Here is a 19,046-nt window from a genome sequence, read left to right on the forward strand (position 1 = left end):
TACAGTTTGTTGATTTAATTAATTTTATACTAATTCATAATAAACCTTTTCCATCTTCCGGGCAATACCCTTCCAAGTGTAACTGGCTTTCACAAGGTTACGGCCATTAACACCCATCTTGGTTCGTAGTTCATGGTCATCGAGGAGTTTGATTATGGCCTCAGCAAGTACTTGGGAGTTTTTAGGAGCCACACTAAGTCCTGCATTTTTCTCTTTAAGATCTGCTGATACTCCAACAATATCAGTTGTAATTACTGGTGTTTCACACGCAAGAGCTTCCAGGGCCACTATTCCAAAGCCTTCCTGGAGTGATGAAATTGATGGAAGTACGAAAAGGTTGGCCTGACTGTAGTACATGGCCATGGATTCATCTGGAATAAAACCATGGAACTCCACGTTGGCTTTCAAACCCATGGATTCTGCCTTTTGAATGTAATGATCCATGAGAACACCTTTACCTCCGACAATGAGTTTCACATCAGCTATGGATTTTTTAACAATTTGCAAAGCTTCCAGGAGATAGTCCAGTCCTTTGTATCCGTGGAATTCATCGAGAAGACTTAAGAAGAACAGTGTATTTTGTTTCTTTTCAATGTTTAGTGGTTTGAACTTGTCCACATCAACACCGTTTGGTATGACTTCTACCTTCTTTTCATAGCTTGAAAGATAGGGGGAGTAGTTTAGATAGTTGGGCTGGGTTATTATAATCTTGTCAGCTCGGTTTAAAAGTTTTTTAAGGGCGGTTTTGTTGTAAAAATTAGCCACGTGATTGGCAAATCCCGTGCCTATTATGTCGTTGTGATAGGTAACAACCAATGGTTTGTTTTTTCTGTTGGCTATGATCCTGCTCCAATCTGCACTCCAAGGAGTTGGTATGTGGGTGTGTATGATGTCAAATTCTTCTCCCCTAAGTTTAAGTGGTAAGTCTGGTGTGATGTTGGTGTTGGCTACCTTGAAGAGGTAGTTGAGCCTTGATACTTCCACTCCATCAACATTCTGCTCTGCTTCAACCTTTGGTTCGTTTGCACAAACCACCTTAACGTTGTGACCTAAGTTTACAAGTTCTTTGGAAAGGTAGTAAACGTAGTTTTCAACCCCTCCTATGAAGGGATAAAATCGCACAGGTGTTTGAACTATCCTCATTTTTAATCACTCACATAATCTTATGAATCCAATCTAGAAAAATTATTTGTTAACCAATCATTAATGTAAGAGTTAAAATTTCGTATCATATTATATATTCACAGTCTCAATAATCAGTTTCCCTAGGTTGCAGTTAAAGTTTTTACTCCTTCTGGGTTTGGAGGTACACGTTTTCCAGTTCATCTACAATTCTATCCCAATCATAGTTTTTAGACATGGATCTTGAGGTTTCAACCATGTTTTTCCTGTTTTTAAGGGTTTTTATTATGGTTTGGGCCAGGTCTTCAGGGTCTGGTTTTGATATGTATCCATTTCGTCCTTCCTGCACCAAGTCTTTGGCTGCGTTCATGGGATAATCAACAACCACAACTGGAGTTCCACAGGCATTGGCCTCAACAACAACCATTCCAAATCCTTCCCTTTCAGATGGGAGTACAAGTACTTCAGAGGATTTCATGATGCTTATTAGTTCGTTGTAACCCTCCATAAAACCTGAAAACTCCACAGTGGCTGTGAGTTCCAATTCTTTGCAGAGTCCTTCGAGTCTGGATCTCTCAGGTCCGTCACCCACCACCATGCACTTAATATCTGGACAGGTCTTTAAGACCTTTGGAAGGGATCTAAGGAGTAGATCAACTTTTTTTTCCTTAATAAGCCTTCCTGCAAACAACAGTTCAAATCCTGTTTCTGCTGGTTTCACATTTGTTATCTGGTTTAGGTCAATTCCATTGGGTACAACATGGGATTTATCTGTTCTTTTTATGGCTTGAAGATCCCTCTCTGTTTTTTGGCTCACAGTGATAAATCTGTCTGTGAGTGCGAGCATGGATCTTTCAACTAGTTTTCCGAATATTCCAGCCCTTCCAAGGTACTCGTACCAGTAATCGCCCCAAACCTCGTGGAGGGTTATAACCATTTTAGACCTTCCAATTGCCTGGTGAAATTTACATACGAAGCTTGAGAAGAATGGAAATCCCTGACAATCAACTACATCAAATTTTTCCTTCATGATGGGATTTATAAGGTGGAGACTGAAAAAAATAGCTTCCTTAATGGATCTTCGATCCTCAGTGTAGAGGGGTTTGGGTTTGGATACTCCATGGAGTTTGATGCCATCCATTTCAATATCCATTAGCTTCCTTTCCTCCCGCCACCAAGCAAGGGAGTACCAGTGAACCTCATGTCCCTGTTTAACCAGTCTGGTTGAGAGTTCGTAGATCCTTCTCTCAGCACCTCCCTTAACCCAGGGATATGCAGCATCGTAGATGAATGCTATTTTCATGGTTTACAACCTAATTTAATGTTTCTAACCCTATTAATCGTCTGTTTTGTAATCGTTGGCAAGTAGGAGTAGGCTTAAAAACATTCCACTGAATATGGTTTGAATTCCGAGGATGGATAGTATGAGTGCCATCATTGCGTACTGTAACTGGTAAAGTGATCCGTAGCCAGTAACACTCCAGCTGTATAGTACGTATAAACCTCCAACAACACCAACTGCAAGGATTAAAAAACCTATGAACAATTCTCTTCCAAGTGAATGGTAACTCATTATCTTTTCGATTATGCCGGAACTTTTGGAGTAGCCGTAGACACTTCCAAATGCACCGAAGTGCAGCCAAGCTAGAACCATCTGGTAGCCTATAATAAGTAGTAAACTTCCAAGTATGAGGGTGTGTAGTCTTGATGTTCCTGCAGCTGCAACTGTGAGTGTTAGAAATATTCCGACTGCAAGTGCCACGATTCCCGGTGCAAACAGGAATGGAGTTGGACGGTAAAGCATCATGAACCTTAAATGTCTCCATCCATCTGCAAATGAGCTTAATTTTGATTCACCCTCTCTTGGATAGTATTCTATAGGTATTTCAGCTATCTTTACATGTTTCCGAGCTGCCTCTATAACCATTTCAGATGCAAATTCCATGCCTCCACTTTTGAGTTCAAGTTTTTCAGCGGTTTCTTTCCTTATTGCCCTCATTCCACAGTGAGCATCAGATATTCCTGCATGGAACAGGAAGTTTAGTATCCATGTTAAAAATGGGTTTCCCACATACTTGTGAAGTGCAGGCATGGCCCCGGGTTTAATATCTCCCTTGAGCCGGGATCCCATCACAAAATCTGCTTCTCCCTTTAGAATTGGTTGTATAAATTCGTAGGTCATGGGAAATGGATAGGTTCCATCAGCATCTCCCATAACTATTATGTCACCCTTAGCTTCCTTAAATCCTGTGAGGTAGGCATTTCCATAACCCCTTTTCGGACCCAGCACAACCCTTGCACCTGCTTCCCTTGCCTCATTGGCTGTGTTATCTGTGGAAGCATTGTCAACAACCACTATTTCTGTTTCAAGTCCGTTTCTTTCCAATTCTTCCACTGGAACAGATCTTACAGTTTTTCCAACTATTCCCTCTTCATTGAGGGCTGGTATAACGATAGAAATTTTCATAGCATCACTTTTACTAAATAATATTTTGTTTTAAGAACTTCTGTGTAATTAAATTTTCTTCGGAACTTCTTGTGAATATTTAAAATTATAATAATTTATGTGTACTTTTTTCATCTATAAAACTTTTAAAAGAAATTTAACAGTCCTAATATGATTTGTAGGTATATAAGTTTATGTCAGAACACCTACAGATGGAGTTTTAATCAACCATAAATCGTTCATAAAGAAAATAAATAATGAATCCACTATTTGAAACTCAAAATTTAAAACTTAAAATATTCTTCCCCTGTAAAACAGTAGGAAATAAATTATCATGAGGATAATGGCGAATACAACGGACACGCCAACCATTCCCTTGTTGTTCCCAAATATTATAGGAATAGGACCGATCATAATAACTCCACCAGTTTGAATATTAAATTTAGAACTATCTGAATCTGAGGAGTTCGATTGATTGTTTGATTGGGAGTGAAGTAAAGATCCTAGGAATATCATTATGATACCCAGCATCACCACTCCAAAACCAGCTAAAATGAGTAAGTTAGAGTTAACCATTTTAAATTCACCTAATCATATAATATAAAGATTAAATATTCAATTTAGTATGTTTAAATAAACTCACTACTCTGATATAATAATAATCCACACAAATTCTTTTTGATCCAATATTGTAAATTATATCAAATATACGTTAGCAGATTATGTTCTATATAATAGAAACTCTTCAATGATGTAAAGTTTAAAATCTAGTAATTCAGAAGGCAGCCAAGTACATGGAGGTATGCTTAAAGTAAATCTACTTTCTATTTATTAAATCCTGATATTGTCATAGTACATATGAATTTAGTAATACGTTTATATAGATTAATATTAAGATTAATATTAATTTTTATCAAGGGATAATAAAAAAAACATCACTAACTTTCTTTCTTATAGGTGCACCAGTTGGTATGGTGGGTGGTTTAATAGGTCTTGAAGAGGCCGAATTTAGGCTACCATTCCTACTTCAAAGATTCAGCAAAACAGCGAAAAATGCCGTTGCACTGAACATGTTAATAAGCTTAATCACAGTTATATCAACATATTACTTTAGATTAAACAACTTTGATATGTCCTTAATCTATCCCCAGATATTTTTGATGGTCGCGATCATAATAGGCTCAACAACAGGTGCCTACTACGGAATAGGCTGTCCAAAAAAATATCGGATCAATGTTTAAAAAGGTCTTGTTAATTCTGCTCATCATCAGGGGTTCACTTCTTATCATCGAAAGCTTCATAAACCTCGGTTCTGTTGGAGTAATATTTGGTAGTTTGTACGTGGAGTTTGTGGTGGCTGTGATCCTTGGAGTTATAATTGGAATCATAAGCAGCCTGTTAGGTGTTGCTGGTGGGGAGGTCATAATTCCTATACTCATACTAGTATTTGGAATTGATGTGAATTAGCCGGTACAATGAGCCTGCTTATCAGCATACCTACCCTGATAGTTAGTATCACACGACACACAAGAAATAAAATGTACAATGCAAAATCATAGATCACATCCCTGGTTGTGCCCATGGGCATAGCATCCATAATAGGAGCATCAATCGGAGCATTCTTAGTAATATATGCACCATCGGATTTACTGAAATTGATACTAGGAGGATTACTCATTTTCACATCAATTAAACTGTTCACAGAGAAGGAGTGATGATTTGAATACAAACAATTTTTCAAAGTGGATATTTTTGAATCATTATCAAAAATTCTTGTAAACCATGATTAAAGAGATTTAAGGCGGTTTTATCTAATACATTCCATTTTTTATAGTAGCCTAAGATTAAGAATGAATATAGGATCATTAAGTTTAGCTCTATGAAATATGGCTTTTTACATGATTTACCTGTTTATTTAAATATTAGATACTGTATTAATGCTATGAAATTAACAATAGTCTAGTTGAATGGTAAATTGTATATAGTAAGCTATCCAATATACTACATGTGAGAAAAATTATTTTTATTCGTTATTATTTTTGGTTAATTAGGTTTAATATAGATTTATTGTTTCCTCGTTCATTTAAAAATGGTTTGTAAATATCATTAGGATGAAATATTGTATTTCATTATTTTATTTGAAAAAAAAGGGAAGTGAGTTTGATGGTGAATAAAAATTTAAATTTAGAACATACTGAATTAGTGAAGGATGTACCTTTTGAAGCTCGTGTTTTCTTGTATTTTTCAATTGAAAATAAATTTGGAGAAGATCTAACAAGACTGCATGAAAATTTAAAGGTTTGGAATTTTGAACATTCAGATGCTAAAGCTTACTATAGTAAGGCAGTGGAAAGGGATAATAAAACATATTTCGCTGTAACAATTGAATTCGACTATCCAACATATCTGGATGAAAAAGTGGTAAATGGATTGATCGAAGAAACTAAACAGAATTTCACAGATTTTTTCCATCAAAAGATTGAAGGAATTCAATAATAAATTCATTATATCTTTTTAAAGGATCCTAGTATGGTATTATGAAATTTTAATGCAAATTTAGTAATTTTTTAAATGCATTCCTTCAGAATATTACTATAATAACTTATTTGAAATTTCTATTCAATCAATATAAATTATTAGGAAATAGATTTAGGGGGAGTTGTATTATGGATAATAAAAAAAGGAATGAACTTAAAATTAAATGTGAATCAATGAAGGATGATCCGTCATTGATGAAAGAATGTACTGTCTTTCTAAAGACTATGGAAGATAAAAAGGTTGGAATGAAAGATGATTCTGGGCAGAATTATACCAATATGGTTGAAAACATTTCTGCAGAAGATGTTCCAAAAGTTCTTGAAATGGCTCTGAAAATAGCAAGAAGTGATGAAATTGATGATCCTGAGCTAAAAAATGCAGCTGAAAGATTGATCAGAACATTAGAACCATTGTAATTTATATTATATTTATTATTTTTCAAATAGAGGGGATTAATTGATTTTTTGGATCTAATTTGAATCATATAAATTGAACCAATACTCAATTTGAATTTTGATCTTTTAAAATTCCATTTTAAACTGTTGATCGCTATATAAATAAATTCAGATTAAGAAGGGGTAACGATAAATGTTGAGTGACCCTGTTGTACAAGAAATTTAGATAGAAATAACCGATGATGAAAAAAAATTGTTATACAATCCTTAGTGCTTTATTAAATGGTAGAGCATCCGACATAGATATAGCGGAGGAAACAGAAATAAAATTACCAACAGTCCAAAGATACTGTATAAATTAGTGATGCAGGTATAGTATCATATAAAAAATCAAATGATCCAGAAACAAATGGGGACATATATAATTGGAAATTTGACCAGAGTAAGGTGTCAGATATTATCAATAAGAAGTATAAGGAGTTAGGGTCAAAAATTGATAAAACAATTGAATATGAAAAGAGTAATATGTTTTTTTCCTGTAAAACCAATAATCACAGATACAAATTTGAAAAAGCATCTGAATATAACTTTTCATGCTCTAAGTTCGGTGAATCATTAAATTATCAGGATAATGCAGACATCATAGTTGATCTTTTAAATAAAAAGGTAAAATATAAATCCCTGAATAAATCACAACATAAATATCATAGTTACACACATTAGTAAACATTATTATTCTAATACACCCACTCGAAATCTTAAATCAATTCTTTTGCAAAAAGATGTTCTATAATTATTCTAAAAGAGTTATCTGAACTAAAAATTCAATTGGAACGTTTGTGCTATGAATTTCATTTTATTAATCACCCATTCTGTAATAAACCATTCTGAAAAATAATAAATGGAACAAAATACATAATAAATTCATGAAATTGATTTATATAATCTGGTGATAAACATGACTAAAATAAATAAAGAACAGGAACCTTCACTCAATACTTTAAACAGAGTATTAAATGGAACATTGGATATTAGGAATGAATATATTATTGCATATGAGGGAGAATTACCTAGATTAGCAGTTTATTTAATTCAACACGATATTCCGTTTGAATTCAGTACCAAAGGCAGACAAATAAAAATACCCATTGAAAATGTACACATAGAAAGTAATGAAATAGAAAATAATATTACTTAATCAATATTACAAAAGGTTAAATACGAGTTCATTTATCTTTTAAAATATTCTGCATTGATAGTAATATCAGTTCAGTGTCAATATCTCCTCGATATATCTTCCGTGCGTTTAAAACAATCTTTTTGTGACCCACATCCTTGAAGTTGTTTTGAAATTCAAAATCCTTCAATTCAATATTTTCCTTAAGAGTAAGTTCCAACTGTTTTAAGAGGGATTGAATGTTCCAATCTCCATCATTTATTTTATCCAATTTCATATTTTCAATATCGGATTTATTCAACTTAAAAGTCTCATAAAATGCTTGATTTGCAGATGTTACAGCCAATTTATGGTCAAGGATAAGTAGCGGTTCTTGAACAGTATTTATTATATCTTCAGCATAGTTTAATGCAGATTGCATTTTTTCCTGTATATTTTTTATATTGCTTATATCCACAAACGTAATGGTGGCACCGTCGATAACATTCTTAGAAGTTTTATACGGCATGATTCTTACTTTGTACCATTCTCCCTTAGATGTGTTAACTTCTTTTTCCCTGAAGGCAACTTTTTTAATTACCTGACTTATATCCTCAATAAGTTCGGGGTAATTTATCTGGGAAGTTATATCGCTGAGAGGACGTCCAACATCATATTCGATTAATTTTATGAGTTTCGTGGATTCTTCTGTGAATTTTCGGATATTAATATCGTTATCAACAAATATGGTTGCTATTTCTGTGCTGTTAAACAAGTTGGTCATATCATCGTTAACTGTGGAGAGTTCCTCGATTTTCATCTGGAGTTCATTGTTCACAGTGGTAAGTTCTTCATTAATTGATTGTAACTCTTCTTTGGAAGTTTCTAATTCTTCATTGGTGCTTTGAGACTCTTCATTCATGGATTGGAGTTCTTCATTGGCAGATTTAAGTTCCTCGTTGGATGTGGTCATCTCTTCAATGGTGCTGTTTAAACGTTCTGTAGTCAACTTCAACTTATTCTCAAGGGCTTTGATATGTTCACTGCTCTTAGAAAGTGGATCTAGAGTTATTTTGTCCTCATTTTTATCTTCAGGTATTGCGGGTTCGAAGGAAACTATGAATAAATCTTGAACTGTATCAGGTTCATTTATAGGTCTTACTGTGAGTTTTACATAATTTTCTCCCAACTCATCATCAATTTTAAGGCTTTCAAACACGGTTTCTTTGTTATTTGATACAGCATTCCCAATAGCAGAACTTAAACCTAATTTTATACCATTTTTAGCCATCTCAAGAATGTTCATACGAGCCTTTCCTGGTGAAGGTTCTAAATATTTACCTAAGCGTCCGTGAATATATAAAATTTCACCCAAATTATTTATTATGGCCGATGGAGGGGCAAATATATCAACCAAATTATTCTTTGCTGTATTAATAATATTCATAGATGCACCGGGTTTAGTTTCTTGAGGATCAAACTTGGAACTGCCGATGTTTAAACTATTCTTTTCAACTGAAAATATTGGATTCTTAACAAAATCAAACCTGGATCCATTGGATTTAATTGATCTATATATTTTCCACTTTTTATCCAAGACTGTGAAAGTGTCTATGAACTCCCCAATATTTTCAGAAGGTCCCAAAAAGAGTAATCCATCCTTTTTCAAAGAATATTTGAACTTTGAAAGAACCTTCTCCTGAGCCTCTGTTTCAAGGTAGATGAGCAAATTTCTACAAGTCAGGATATCTAAATTTGTGAAGGGAGGATCTTTAAGTACATTGTGATTTGCAAATACAACTGTGTCCCTAACATTATTTTTGATGGTGTAAAGATTCTCATTCTTATAAAAGAATTTCTTCAGACGCTCAGGACTAATATCCTTGATGATGATGTCGGAGTACGTTCCAGAACGTGCAATTTTAATGGAATTTAAATCTAGATCTGTCCCGAATATTTGAACCTCTAAATGTTCATTGGTTTCTTCAAGGATTTCCTGTATTACAATTGCAATTGAATAAACCTCTTCCCCACTAGAACAGCCCGGAACCCATATTCTTAATGTGTCGAGTTCAGATTTTTTATCAATAATATACTTTGAAACTACCTTTTTAAAAGATTCAAAGGCTTCAGGATCTCTGAAGAAACTAGTTACATTTATGAGAAATTCCCTAAACAATTGATCGATCTCGTTGGGATTTTTCTGGAGGTATCTGAGATACTGGTACATTTCTTCTATTTGATGGATGTTCATCCGACGTCCTACACGCCGGTATATTGTGCTCTTCTTGTATTGTGAAAAATCGTGCCCAGTCCTATTCCTGATGAGAATAAATATTTTCATGAGGGCCTGTTCTGCTTCATCTTCTGTGCTCAAGATTTTTTTTATGATCTTTCCAGATGAATTCTTGTAGGATAAAAGTTTGCTTGGTATTTCTTCGGGTGCTAAAATAAGATCCACATGGCCTGTATTTATGGCGCTGTTGGGCATTCCATCAGAAGCTGCAGTAGCAGGATCCTGTGCAATTGATATTCCTCCCTTAGCCTTTATAGCCTTTAATCCAATGGATCCGTCACTTCCAAACCCAGAAAGAATTACACCAACGCTATTAACCTCCTGATCTTGAGCTAGGGTTGTGAAAAAATAATTAATAGGCATTCGAAGTCCGTGTGGTTCAAGAGGTTCCATGAGCTGTAGTTTTCCATATAATATTCCCATGTCCTTGTTAGGTGGGATAATATAAACATGATCCTCGATAACTTCTACTCCATCTTCAACTTCTTGAACCTTTAATTTAGTGTAACGGGATAAAATATCTACCAAACCACTTTTATGTGTGGGATCCATATGTTGAACAATTATAAATGCCATTCCACTCTTCTCTGGTATGTTGGATAAAAGTTTTTCAAGAGCATCTAAACCACCTGCAGATGCTCCCAAGCCCACATATAAAATGTTTGAAGAATTATTACTGGTCTTATGTTCGTTATCCCTATTTTCAGTCATGAATCCACCTATTTTTGTATATGTAAAATGAAATGATTATTTATACAATATATTGATTATTCCCAATTATTACATAATTATTAATTATATGGTTATCTATGTGTATATAAGTTAATTCAGAATTTTGGAAAAATTATGGAAACAGATAAGAATAAGAGTAGTCCTTTACGTATAAAAGCTGAAAAAATAATCGGAAAACAGTTACATCGTGAAGATAATTCGTCAGAAGATGATCAGTACATCCATGAGCTGCATGTTCATCAAATTGAATTAGAACTCCAGAATGAGGAGCTTAGAAAAGCTCAGATTAAACTGGAAGAAGCTCGTAGAAAATATTTTGATCTTTATAACTTTGCACCAGTGGGTTATTTTACCCTTGACAAAAACGGTATCATAATGGATGTTAATCTTGCTGGAGCAGCATTATTTGGAAAAGAAAGAATTTATCTAAATAAAAATGCTTTCATTCATCATATAATCAGTGCTGAGCGGAACAAATTTCATAAATACCTCTCGAAAGTATTAGAAACTAACAGAAAACAAACCATTGAACTTGAACTATTGAAAAATAATGACCACTTTTTTTATGGACTTTTAGAAACTGTTAAGGTTCTAAATGAAGATGAAACATTCAAGGAGTACAGAGTAACAGTAACGGATATCACAGAACTGAAAAATAAGGAAAACAATTTAAAAAGACAAACTGCCCTTTTAAATCTTTCAAATGAAGCTATTTATTCATGGGAATATGATGATGGAATAATATCTTGGAATCATGGTGCTGAAATTTTGTATGGATACAGTGCCGAGGAAGCTATTGGCCATAATAACATCAAACTCTTAAAAACAGAATTTCCAGAGGAATTTAAAGATATTAAGCAAAAATTATATGATGATGGGATTTGGAAAGGTGAAGTAGTTCATACTACACAGAATAGTACTAAGATCATTGTTGAAAGTCACCAACAACTAATAAATGATAATTCTACGGATATAGTGATTGAAGCTAATCGGGATATCACTAAACGCAGAAAGATGGAAAAGTTGATAGAAGAACGTGGAAACAAACTTGAAAATATCAACAAGATGTTGAACGTTGAAATAGGGGATTTTGAGAAATCTGAAATTAAACTAGAAAAGTTGATCGAGAAATACAAGGTTTCAAACAATGAGCTTGAACAGTTTGCTTATGTTTCCTCCCATGATTTGAAGGAACCACTCCGGATGATAACAAGTTTTTTAGATCTATTAAAGAAGAATTACGGAGTGGGTCTTGATGAAAATGCTAATGAATACATAGATTTTGCTGTAGATGGTGCGAAACGTTTAGATATGATGATAAATGACCTACTAGACTATTCAAGAATAGGAAAAGAATCCGAAGAATTTGGGTATTTAAACTCAGAAAAAATATTAGAAACAGTTTTAACCAATTTGAAACCCCTAATTGAAGAAAATAATGCCGTTATAACCCATGATGATTTACCTTTTATCTTTGCAAACAGCCGCATGATGAATCAGCTTTTCCAAAACATCATAGGCAACGCAATTAAGTATCATGGAGAAAAACAACCTGAAATACATATATCTTCCAGTAATGCACAGGATGAGTGCATATTCTCTGTTAAGGATAATGGAATTGGGATCGATAAAAAATATCTCGATAAGATATTCATCATCTTTCAACGATTAAATTCTAGGGATGAATATGAGGGAACTGGTATTGGTCTGGCAATTTCTGAAAAGATTGTAAAAAAACATAAAGGAAGGATCTGGGCAGAATCAGAGCTGGGTAATGGAACAACCTTCTACTTCTCAATTCCCAATAGAACGACGAGATTAAATCAATCCTACTTAGAAAATGAACCGCTTACTACTTCTTAGTTTTAAAAAAGAGAACACAGTATGAAATTTTTTACATAAGCTAAATAATATTTTGATTAATGCAAATTTCTTATAATAATGTAAGTTTATCAAACACAATATGGGATGATAAGAATCAAAAATAAAAAAAATGTCGAAAAGTTGAGATTTAAGGCTGAAGAACTGCTTAATCAGAAAATTAATGAACTTGAGATCGATGATTCCAAAATGCCCGAGAATATTAATGAACTCATCCACGAACTTCAAATTCATCATATAGAACTGGAAATGCAGAATGAAGAGTTGAGGAAGAGTCAGATCGAACTTCAAACCTCTAATATTAAATATTTTGAACTCTACAACTTCGCACCATGCAGTTATTTTACCATAGATACGGATGGTATGATTATTGATGTTAACTTTGCAGGCACATCCCTCATGGGAATAGATAAGATATACCTTATAAATCGGGCTTTTATCCAATTTGTTGCCCATGATTCGCGAAATAAATTCATAAAGTTAATTGAGAATGTGACTAGTTACAAGGAAATAATTAAATGTGAACTTGAACTTTTAAAAGAGAAAAAACCGTTCCCAGTCATAATGGAAATTAATTTAAACAGTAACAGTGAAGAGAAATGTCCATCCTTTATGATAACTGTTGTGGATATTTCTGATCTAAAGAATGCTGAAATAAAGGTTAGAAAATCTTTAAATGAGAAGAAAGTCCTTTTAAGGGAGATAAATCATCGTGTTAAAAATAATTTACAGATAATCTCAAGTTTACTCCACCTCCAAGAAGGCTGTGCTGAAAGTGAAGATGCGATGGATGTATTAAAGGAAAGCCAGGGTCGTGTGAAGAGCATGGCAATGGTTCAGGAAAAGCTCTCTCAATCTCCAAATTATTCCAATATCAATTTAAAAGACTACGTAGAAAAACTGGTTCATGATATTTTGTACAGTTATGGTTCATTGGAAACCATTAAAACAGATCTGAATATCGAAGATTTAAATCTGAACATGGATACATCAATACTGCTCGGTCTCATTATCAATGAACTCGTGACAAACATCGTGAAATATGCATTTAAAGGAACTGAAGGAACCATATCCGTCAAAATTAAATCTAAATCAGAATTGATTGATATTATTATTGCAGATAATGGTATTGGCATATCTGAAAATATTGACCTTGAAAACTCTGATACTCTTGGTCTTCAACTCGTAACCAATTTAGTAGAACAGCTTAATGGAAACATAAATCTGAATACTTCCAAAGGAACAAAGTACAACATTTCCATAAAGAAGTAAAATGTAAACTAAAATACCTTTGATTTTGATAATATTAATCCTACTCCTCATCATGAGTCATATGAAGAAGAGTATTGAATCAACAATCGAAATAAAAAAGAAGTACTATTAAATAAATTATAATATAGCAAGTTTAATTCTGATTCATGGCCCAGAGGTACATATCAAACTCCAAAAATAGCTGCCACCACAATGGAAGCGAGAAAAACTCCCACATTCTGCAACAAACCCAATTTAGAAGCGTAAAATATAGGCTAAATGCCAAAGCCAACAGCCAAATAAAGGCCACCAGAATACTCATGTAAACCCTAACAATGGAGGTCTTTTGTTCATTTATTTCTCCTAAAATTCACATACTCTAATAATAATTATTAGATGAAACCAAGCTGTTTATTCATCTGGTTTGAGTCTGAACTCATCATTCCCATCTTTCACTCGTGATTCTGCAATTTCCATACGTGACAGTGCTTCAAGAGTTTTTTTAATATCATCAATGCAGGATGTTTTTTCAAATTCTTGGCAAACTCCATCCACACATGGACATTCAAGTATCTCTTCAATTGTCTGAATACTGGTCCAGTTTCCTTTTCTGCTTAAAATATTGTATATCGGTAACAGAGACACCAAATTTATTTTATCTTCATAATCCACTTCAATGAGTTCAATATCACCCTTGATTTCAGTTGCTAAAAGATTCAAATCATGAACCGCTTCTTCAGGCATTATTATAACAACATGAACTTCTTGGGAAATGAAGTAAACTCCACGGCTAACATGAAAATCATCCCTACGAAGGATTAGACCTCCAGAATCTTCTACAAACTCCTCCAATTCCTCAAACCTGTATACTCCACCGTTAAATACGAATATTTTATACATAAAAAATACCGTCCATTATTACTTTGAAAGTATATGAATAACCATATCTCCAGTTATTAAACTAGGATCTACACTAAAATCTAATGGATACAGATACATGAATTTGTTTAAACTCTACCATAGTATTAATATTCGAATTCAAGACATATTATGGTTTGGATATTTCATTGATCCACGGGGTGGTACCGTATTTTTTTTGGGTCCCAAGTTGGATCTACAAATAACAGAAAAAATTAGTAATTTCTTTGAATAAACCCCAATTAATGTCAGATCTACAATAATAAGCCTAAAGAGTTGGATATTAAATCGAAGGGGTTAGTCATAATTTAAGTCAATATAAAAGGTTATTTCCAGTTTTAAGACAAGTTTAATGTCTATGCTCTATATGTTCCTCCTTAGGAATAATGAGTCACTTTGATATATCTTTAGGTTGTTCCCAATTTATTCAAATAGGGAATAGTTAGGGGAGATTTACTCAAGATAAGTTTGTACAAATCCCCATCACACTAGCACCATATAAAAACCTTTAAGATGGCTTTAAATTAAAAAAAAGACTATTAGAACGTGTTTTTTTAGATTTTGAACCACAACCTTTATATGTGTTCATGAATGATGTAGTGGTAAGTCCATTGTTCCAGACAGTAATCAAACTTGTTTGGAAGAACCGGACATGGAGGCGGTATAATTAAGCGAAAATTATTCTTATCAGTGCTCCTACTATTCGGGTTAGCACTTGTCTTGAATGTAAATTTTGCTTCAGCTACTAATGTTACTACAGATAAAGCAAAACCAAAGGTTACATCGGTAAACCCTGTAAACAACAGCGTGGTACTGAGTGACAAATCAAAAAAAGTTACGATAAAAGTTAATTTTAATGAAAAAATCAAATCTGGCACAGGTTCCGTAGAACTAAGTGCTAATGGAAAGTCAAAACCTGTTACAACAACAGTTAACGGGAACACACTCACAATAACATCGAAAAATGCATTATCCACAAGCACTAAATACAGCTTGATAATACATTCCAACACTGTAACAGACAGTTCAGGAAATGGGAATCAACTTTTAAGATACACGTTCACTGTGTCACCAATAAGCAAGGCACAGATGAAGGATGGAATATCCCGTGTACAGAGTTTTTACAACAAAAACAACAGATTACCTAACACAGTATCATTTGGAGCTAAAAAGATAACTATCTCAGAGTTCCAAAAGATAATAGCCACACAGGGCCTTAAAATTTACACAGTTAAATCGAAAGCTGTGAGTAATTCCAATGTAAAAACAGTCACAGCCTACGGTTGGAATTCATGTTCAAAGGGATGGTACAAAACAGGCGGAACATGGAAGGACTACTGTCCATTCTGTCATTCGTACAACTGTTTAACCTACAACCCTAAACATACATACGAAGGTGAATGGACTTGTTCCAAATGTGATGCAGATTTCTGTAACTGTGGAAGATGCAAAGCATCAGGATCACAAGTTTACCTTGTTAAAGCTTAAAATGGTAACATCACTAAAAAATGTGTACCATTAGGCCAAAAGCCATGTAACCCATGGCAAACCCATTCTTTTTTTTTAAATTACTACAGACATTATAAAACTCGAACTTGACAACAACCCTTAAAATTAGAGTTCTTTTTGATTTAAAGTGGAATTTTCCATCTTGTTTTATAAATTTTAAGCAATTTGAGATATGTAAATAGATGAATACTCGAATTTAAAAAAATTAAAATCCCCCCACCAATATAATTAAAAAATAGTCATATAATTTAGTCATACTATTGGTAGCCACATCAAGTGCATCGTTTTTAACAGTCTTACGTATTGGTTCTATTCTGCGGTTTTTGTTGATTTTATTTGTGGACCGTGATAAAATTTTAATTATATTTTTAATTAGACATGCATAGAATGGATTCTTCAGATTTTAAGATATTTAATCCTGTACTTTCACCTATTACTTCCACATAAATTTTCCATTTGGGATCAGTTTCATCAAAGTTCATATTAATTTCTTTGAGCTCATCTTCAACTTTTTCCAAAATATCGGTGGATTCAATGGTTTTATGAGATATAACAGATGTTTCAACTGTAAAATCATCACCGGGTTCCATTTCTTTTATTGCCAGTTCCTTTAGGTTGCGACCTATTTCCCTGAGATCAGTTTTCACCACTCTTCTAATTGGAATAACAGTGGAAACAATCCGGGGATTAGAATTCCTAAGTAACTTAGCTGCTTCAAGAGAATCTGTACCAAGCTCAACAAGTACAACATCGAATGATTCAGATTCTTTAATGTAAAGTTCCGGGTCTCTAAGGGTTAAAGCACCTTCTATCTCATCAATTCCTTCTATTTCATCGATTTGTTCATATGTATCATAGATTGATCCTTCGTTACTTAGGTTCGAACTGTTGAACTTTACAACCAGATCAAATTTTTCAGTATTCTTCATTCAAACACCTCCAAATTTTAATGTCACTAGGTTACTATTAATATGGGTTTAATACTAAATAACATTAACGTAAGTATGATGGATTCTAAAGGCTGGTTATCAGCCGACGCTCTTATAGCATTTTTAGTTTTAATTATCTTAATCACTAGTTTAATCAATATAGTGGGCAATAGAATTGATACAGTTAATTCAATTGAAGAAGCATCTGAATCTAGAGTATTGGGGGAAAATATAGCCCAACAAATAGAAACAACACACTCAAATGGACCGGGATATTACACAATCTACAGAACGCCCAGTACCATATTTCACGAGTATTACCATGTCCACATCAACTCTTCGGGATTGTATATATTTGTAAATGGTAAGACATGTTACTCCTACCTTAGTTTCATGAGGGTCACAGGTTCAGATTACATGAGGGATCTTGAGGTAACACTGAAACCAGATACAAGCTACAACATCACGAGTAAACAGGACACGCTTAAAAACACATGGATCGTTATTAAGGAGGTTTGGTAGGTTTGGATGACCATGGACAGATGAGTGCAGAATTCATATTGTTGGTGGGAATTGGAATAGTTAGCACCCTTCTATTTGCACATGCCAGTTTCGAAGCAGTGGAACTCAACACAGTAATGTCAGCAGCAAGAAACGGTGTTACTGAAGGCATTGCACTGGATTCTTTGGCAGTTTATCCATCTGAAAAATTTAAAAAATATTCCGAGTCCTATCCAAGGCTAAAAACTTGTTCAAAAACAGTGTACATAGACACGAAATGGTTGAACATGGGCTACGACAGTACCTATCAAAAAACAAAAATACTCATAAAGATCAGGGCATCGACTCAGGACCAGATGACTAAGATAGAAAGGGACTGTTTAGGTGATAGAATAAATTACTACGTGCGTAAAAATATATGCGAAACATTTAAAACAGATAATATGACCAACATTTACTACAACCCTGCATTTTCAGACCACTACATCATCACAACGTCCAACGTAGAATGGGTCTAATCATCAAACTCCCTAAAAAATGTCCAACAAATTAAAAATAGCATGAAATCAAAAATAAAAAAGTTTAACAAGTGAATTGTTCTATTTTCAAAGATTTCCAAAGAATATCATACACAATCATTAGACTGATAACATGGAACATTGCCCTGTGTGATGTTAATTAACTCATTTTAGTTTGTTCACATGGTTTTAAGTACTTTATGTTATATTTTTAAGTACATGACCGTTGTGAGGGAGTTTAACTACTTTTTATAAGATTAAATAGTAACAAAACATTTAATAATTTCAATATAAATATAGTTCCATATTAAAGATGATCAGAAATTTATGATGGATATTCTATCGAGTAAATTGGAGTAGTTAGCAATTAAACTTTGAAAGTTTATTTGTGATGGTGTTTTAGACAATCCATCGAGGCCGTGCTTTATCCAGATTTTAAATCATGTAACTTTAAATGAATTGGGGAATACTTTATGACCATAACTAAGAAGGAAAAACTGGATGATGTACTATCGGGTCTTTTGAAAGTTGGACAGATCAAAGCCTGTGCAGTTGTTTCGAAGGAAGGTCTTTTAATAAACTCGAGAACACCTCCAGATGTGGATGCTAGAATTTTTTCAGCACTCTGTTCCACCATAATGGGTGCTGCTGAAGCAGCATCTGGCCAGATGACAACGGGAATTGTGAGCCAAATCTCATTAAAAACTGAAAAAGGGACAATAGTATTGATACCAGCAGGACAAAAGGCTATTTTAACAGTTTTAACAGAACCTGAAGCCCAAATTGGATTGATCTTTTATGAAATGGAACAGAGGGCCAAGATGGTTGATCAAATTCTAAGGGAGATGTGAAGC

At 33.9% G+C, this 19,046-nt stretch carries 20 protein-coding genes; 13 read left to right on the forward strand and 7 right to left on the reverse strand.

Going from position 1 to position 19,046, the window contains the following annotated elements:
- Positions 1–24: 24 nt before the first annotated feature.
- The 4 genes from METBO_RS06585 to METBO_RS06600 form a co-directional block, all read right to left on the reverse strand.
- Complete coding sequence (locus tag METBO_RS06585) at positions 25–1,143, reverse strand: glycosyltransferase family 4 protein (protein ID WP_013644909.1); 1,119 nt, start codon at positions 1,141–1,143, stop codon at positions 25–27.
- Between the two features lie 142 nt (positions 1,144–1,285).
- Positions 1,286–2,425, reverse strand: coding sequence for a glycosyltransferase family 4 protein (locus METBO_RS06590; protein ID WP_013644910.1), 1,140 nt, complete (start codon positions 2,423–2,425; stop codon positions 1,286–1,288).
- Between the two features lie 33 nt (positions 2,426–2,458).
- Positions 2,459–3,589: a glycosyltransferase family 2 protein gene (locus METBO_RS06595; protein WP_013644911.1), complete on the reverse strand. Its 1,131-nt coding sequence runs from the start codon at positions 3,587–3,589 to the stop codon at positions 2,459–2,461.
- A 270-nt stretch (positions 3,590–3,859) separates the two neighbouring features.
- The gene (locus METBO_RS06600) at positions 3,860–4,144 is read right to left on the reverse strand and encodes a TIGR00304 family membrane protein (protein WP_013644912.1); all 285 of its coding nucleotides are present in this window, start codon (positions 4,142–4,144) and stop codon (positions 3,860–3,862) included.
- A gap of 395 nt (positions 4,145–4,539) precedes the next feature.
- Here METBO_RS06600 and METBO_RS12730 point away from each other — a divergent pair, with 395 nt between their 5' ends.
- The 7 genes from METBO_RS12730 (at position 4,540) to METBO_RS06625 (ending at position 7,699) form a co-directional block, all read left to right on the forward strand.
- Complete coding sequence (locus tag METBO_RS12730; RefSeq protein WP_013644913.1) at positions 4,540–4,809, forward strand: hypothetical protein; 270 nt, start codon at positions 4,540–4,542, stop codon at positions 4,807–4,809.
- A complete protein-coding gene (locus tag METBO_RS12735; RefSeq protein ID WP_013644914.1) occupies positions 4,802–5,035 on the forward strand; it encodes a hypothetical protein in 234 nt (77 codons plus the stop codon). The genes METBO_RS12730 and METBO_RS12735 overlap by 8 nt, the downstream gene beginning before the upstream one ends.
- A 113-nt stretch (positions 5,036–5,148) precedes the next feature.
- Complete coding sequence (locus tag METBO_RS14105; RefSeq protein ID WP_144017531.1) at positions 5,149–5,283, forward strand: hypothetical protein; 135 nt, start codon at positions 5,149–5,151, stop codon at positions 5,281–5,283.
- Positions 5,284–5,728: 445 nt separating this feature from the next.
- Entirely contained in the window at positions 5,729–6,064 is a 336-nt protein-coding gene (locus METBO_RS06610) for a hypothetical protein (protein WP_144017532.1), read from the forward strand.
- Between the two features lie 170 nt (positions 6,065–6,234).
- Positions 6,235–6,522, forward strand: coding sequence for a hypothetical protein (locus tag METBO_RS06615; RefSeq protein ID WP_013644917.1), 288 nt, complete (start codon positions 6,235–6,237; stop codon positions 6,520–6,522).
- A gap of 396 nt (positions 6,523–6,918) precedes the next feature.
- Positions 6,919–7,224, forward strand: coding sequence for a hypothetical protein (locus METBO_RS14110; protein ID WP_394294936.1), 306 nt, complete (start codon positions 6,919–6,921; stop codon positions 7,222–7,224).
- A 235-nt stretch (positions 7,225–7,459) separates the two neighbouring features.
- Positions 7,460–7,699: a hypothetical protein gene (locus METBO_RS06625; RefSeq protein ID WP_013644918.1), complete on the forward strand. Its 240-nt coding sequence runs from the start codon at positions 7,460–7,462 to the stop codon at positions 7,697–7,699.
- A gap of 28 nt (positions 7,700–7,727) precedes the next feature.
- Here the strand turns inward: METBO_RS06625 and METBO_RS06630 are convergent, their stop codons facing one another.
- A complete protein-coding gene (locus METBO_RS06630) occupies positions 7,728–10,664 on the reverse strand; it encodes a chemotaxis protein CheB (protein WP_013644919.1) in 2,937 nt (978 codons plus the stop codon).
- Between the two features lie 135 nt (positions 10,665–10,799).
- Between METBO_RS06630 and METBO_RS13000 the strand changes: the two genes are divergently transcribed.
- Together METBO_RS13000 and METBO_RS13005 are read left to right on the forward strand one after the other, a co-directional pair.
- Positions 10,800–12,548, forward strand: coding sequence for a sensor histidine kinase (locus METBO_RS13000; protein ID WP_013644920.1), 1,749 nt, complete (start codon positions 10,800–10,802; stop codon positions 12,546–12,548).
- 105 nt (positions 12,549–12,653) lie between these two features.
- The gene (locus METBO_RS13005; RefSeq protein WP_013644921.1) at positions 12,654–13,838 is read left to right on the forward strand and encodes a PAS domain-containing sensor histidine kinase; all 1,185 of its coding nucleotides are present in this window, start codon (positions 12,654–12,656) and stop codon (positions 13,836–13,838) included.
- A 390-nt stretch (positions 13,839–14,228) separates the two neighbouring features.
- Here METBO_RS13005 and METBO_RS12745 read toward each other — a convergent pair whose 3' ends face one another.
- Entirely contained in the window at positions 14,229–14,717 is a 489-nt protein-coding gene (locus METBO_RS12745) for a methyl-coenzyme M reductase family protein (RefSeq protein ID WP_013644922.1), read from the reverse strand.
- Between the two features lie 651 nt (positions 14,718–15,368).
- Here METBO_RS12745 and METBO_RS06650 point away from each other — a divergent pair.
- Positions 15,369–16,223 (forward strand): Ig-like domain-containing protein, encoded by an 855-nt coding sequence (locus METBO_RS06650; protein WP_013644923.1) that lies wholly within the window; start codon positions 15,369–15,371, stop codon positions 16,221–16,223.
- A gap of 389 nt (positions 16,224–16,612) precedes the next feature.
- Here the strand turns inward: METBO_RS06650 and METBO_RS06655 are convergent, their stop codons facing one another.
- A complete protein-coding gene (locus METBO_RS06655) occupies positions 16,613–17,173 on the reverse strand; it encodes a THUMP domain-containing protein (protein ID WP_013644924.1) in 561 nt (186 codons plus the stop codon).
- A gap of 75 nt (positions 17,174–17,248) precedes the next feature.
- Here METBO_RS06655 and METBO_RS06660 point away from each other — a divergent pair, with 75 nt between their 5' ends.
- The 3 genes from METBO_RS06660 to METBO_RS06670 all read left to right on the forward strand — a co-directional run bounded on the left by METBO_RS06660 (position 17,249) and on the right by METBO_RS06670 (position 19,043).
- Complete coding sequence (locus METBO_RS06660) at positions 17,249–17,695, forward strand: hypothetical protein (RefSeq protein ID WP_144017533.1); 447 nt, start codon at positions 17,249–17,251, stop codon at positions 17,693–17,695.
- Positions 17,689–18,192, forward strand: coding sequence for a hypothetical protein (locus tag METBO_RS06665; protein WP_144017534.1), 504 nt, complete (start codon positions 17,689–17,691; stop codon positions 18,190–18,192). Before METBO_RS06660 ends, METBO_RS06665 begins: the two co-directional genes overlap by 7 nt.
- Positions 18,193–18,665: 473 nt before the next feature.
- Positions 18,666–19,043: a roadblock/LC7 domain-containing protein gene (locus METBO_RS06670; protein ID WP_013644927.1), complete on the forward strand. Its 378-nt coding sequence runs from the start codon at positions 18,666–18,668 to the stop codon at positions 19,041–19,043.
- Positions 19,044–19,046 lie beyond the last annotated feature (3 nt).

It is taken from the genome of Methanobacterium lacus (assembly GCF_000191585.1).
Taxonomy (GTDB): Archaea; Methanobacteriota; Methanobacteria; order Methanobacteriales; family Methanobacteriaceae; genus Methanobacterium_B; species Methanobacterium_B lacus.

What these genes read in the sequence shown, in the direction of transcription:
- METBO_RS06595 (WP_013644911.1), bottom strand. Translation starts at nt 3,589, where the DNA reads ATGAAAATTTCTATCGTTATACCAGCCCTCAATGAAGAGGGAATAGTT.
- METBO_RS06615 (WP_013644917.1), top strand. Translation starts at nt 6,235, where the DNA reads ATGGATAATAAAAAAAGGAATGAACTTAAAATTAAATGTGAATCAATG.
- METBO_RS12735 (WP_013644914.1), top strand. Translation starts at nt 4,802, where the DNA reads ATGTTTAAAAAGGTCTTGTTAATTCTGCTCATCATCAGGGGTTCACTT.
- METBO_RS06585 (WP_013644909.1), bottom strand. Translation starts at nt 1,143, where the DNA reads ATGAGGATAGTTCAAACACCTGTGCGATTTTATCCCTTCATAGGAGGG.
- METBO_RS06630 (WP_013644919.1), bottom strand. Translation starts at nt 10,664, where the DNA reads ATGACTGAAAATAGGGATAACGAACATAAGACCAGTAATAATTCTTCA.
- METBO_RS06660 (WP_144017533.1), top strand. Translation starts at nt 17,249, where the DNA reads ATGATGGATTCTAAAGGCTGGTTATCAGCCGACGCTCTTATAGCATTT.
- METBO_RS14105 (WP_144017531.1), top strand. Translation starts at nt 5,149, where the DNA reads ATGGGCATAGCATCCATAATAGGAGCATCAATCGGAGCATTCTTAGTA.
- METBO_RS06655 (WP_013644924.1), bottom strand. Translation starts at nt 17,173, where the DNA reads ATGAAGAATACTGAAAAATTTGATCTGGTTGTAAAGTTCAACAGTTCG.
- METBO_RS13005 (WP_013644921.1), top strand. Translation starts at nt 12,654, where the DNA reads ATGATAAGAATCAAAAATAAAAAAAATGTCGAAAAGTTGAGATTTAAG.
- METBO_RS12745 (WP_013644922.1), bottom strand. Translation starts at nt 14,717, where the DNA reads ATGTATAAAATATTCGTATTTAACGGTGGAGTATACAGGTTTGAGGAA.
- METBO_RS13000 (WP_013644920.1), top strand. Translation starts at nt 10,800, where the DNA reads ATGGAAACAGATAAGAATAAGAGTAGTCCTTTACGTATAAAAGCTGAA.
- METBO_RS06670 (WP_013644927.1), top strand. Translation starts at nt 18,666, where the DNA reads ATGACCATAACTAAGAAGGAAAAACTGGATGATGTACTATCGGGTCTT.
- METBO_RS06590 (WP_013644910.1), bottom strand. Translation starts at nt 2,425, where the DNA reads ATGAAAATAGCATTCATCTACGATGCTGCATATCCCTGGGTTAAGGGA.
- METBO_RS06600 (WP_013644912.1), bottom strand. Translation starts at nt 4,144, where the DNA reads ATGGTTAACTCTAACTTACTCATTTTAGCTGGTTTTGGAGTGGTGATG.
- METBO_RS12730 (WP_013644913.1), top strand. Translation starts at nt 4,540, where the DNA reads ATGGTGGGTGGTTTAATAGGTCTTGAAGAGGCCGAATTTAGGCTACCA.
- METBO_RS06625 (WP_013644918.1), top strand. Translation starts at nt 7,460, where the DNA reads ATGACTAAAATAAATAAAGAACAGGAACCTTCACTCAATACTTTAAAC.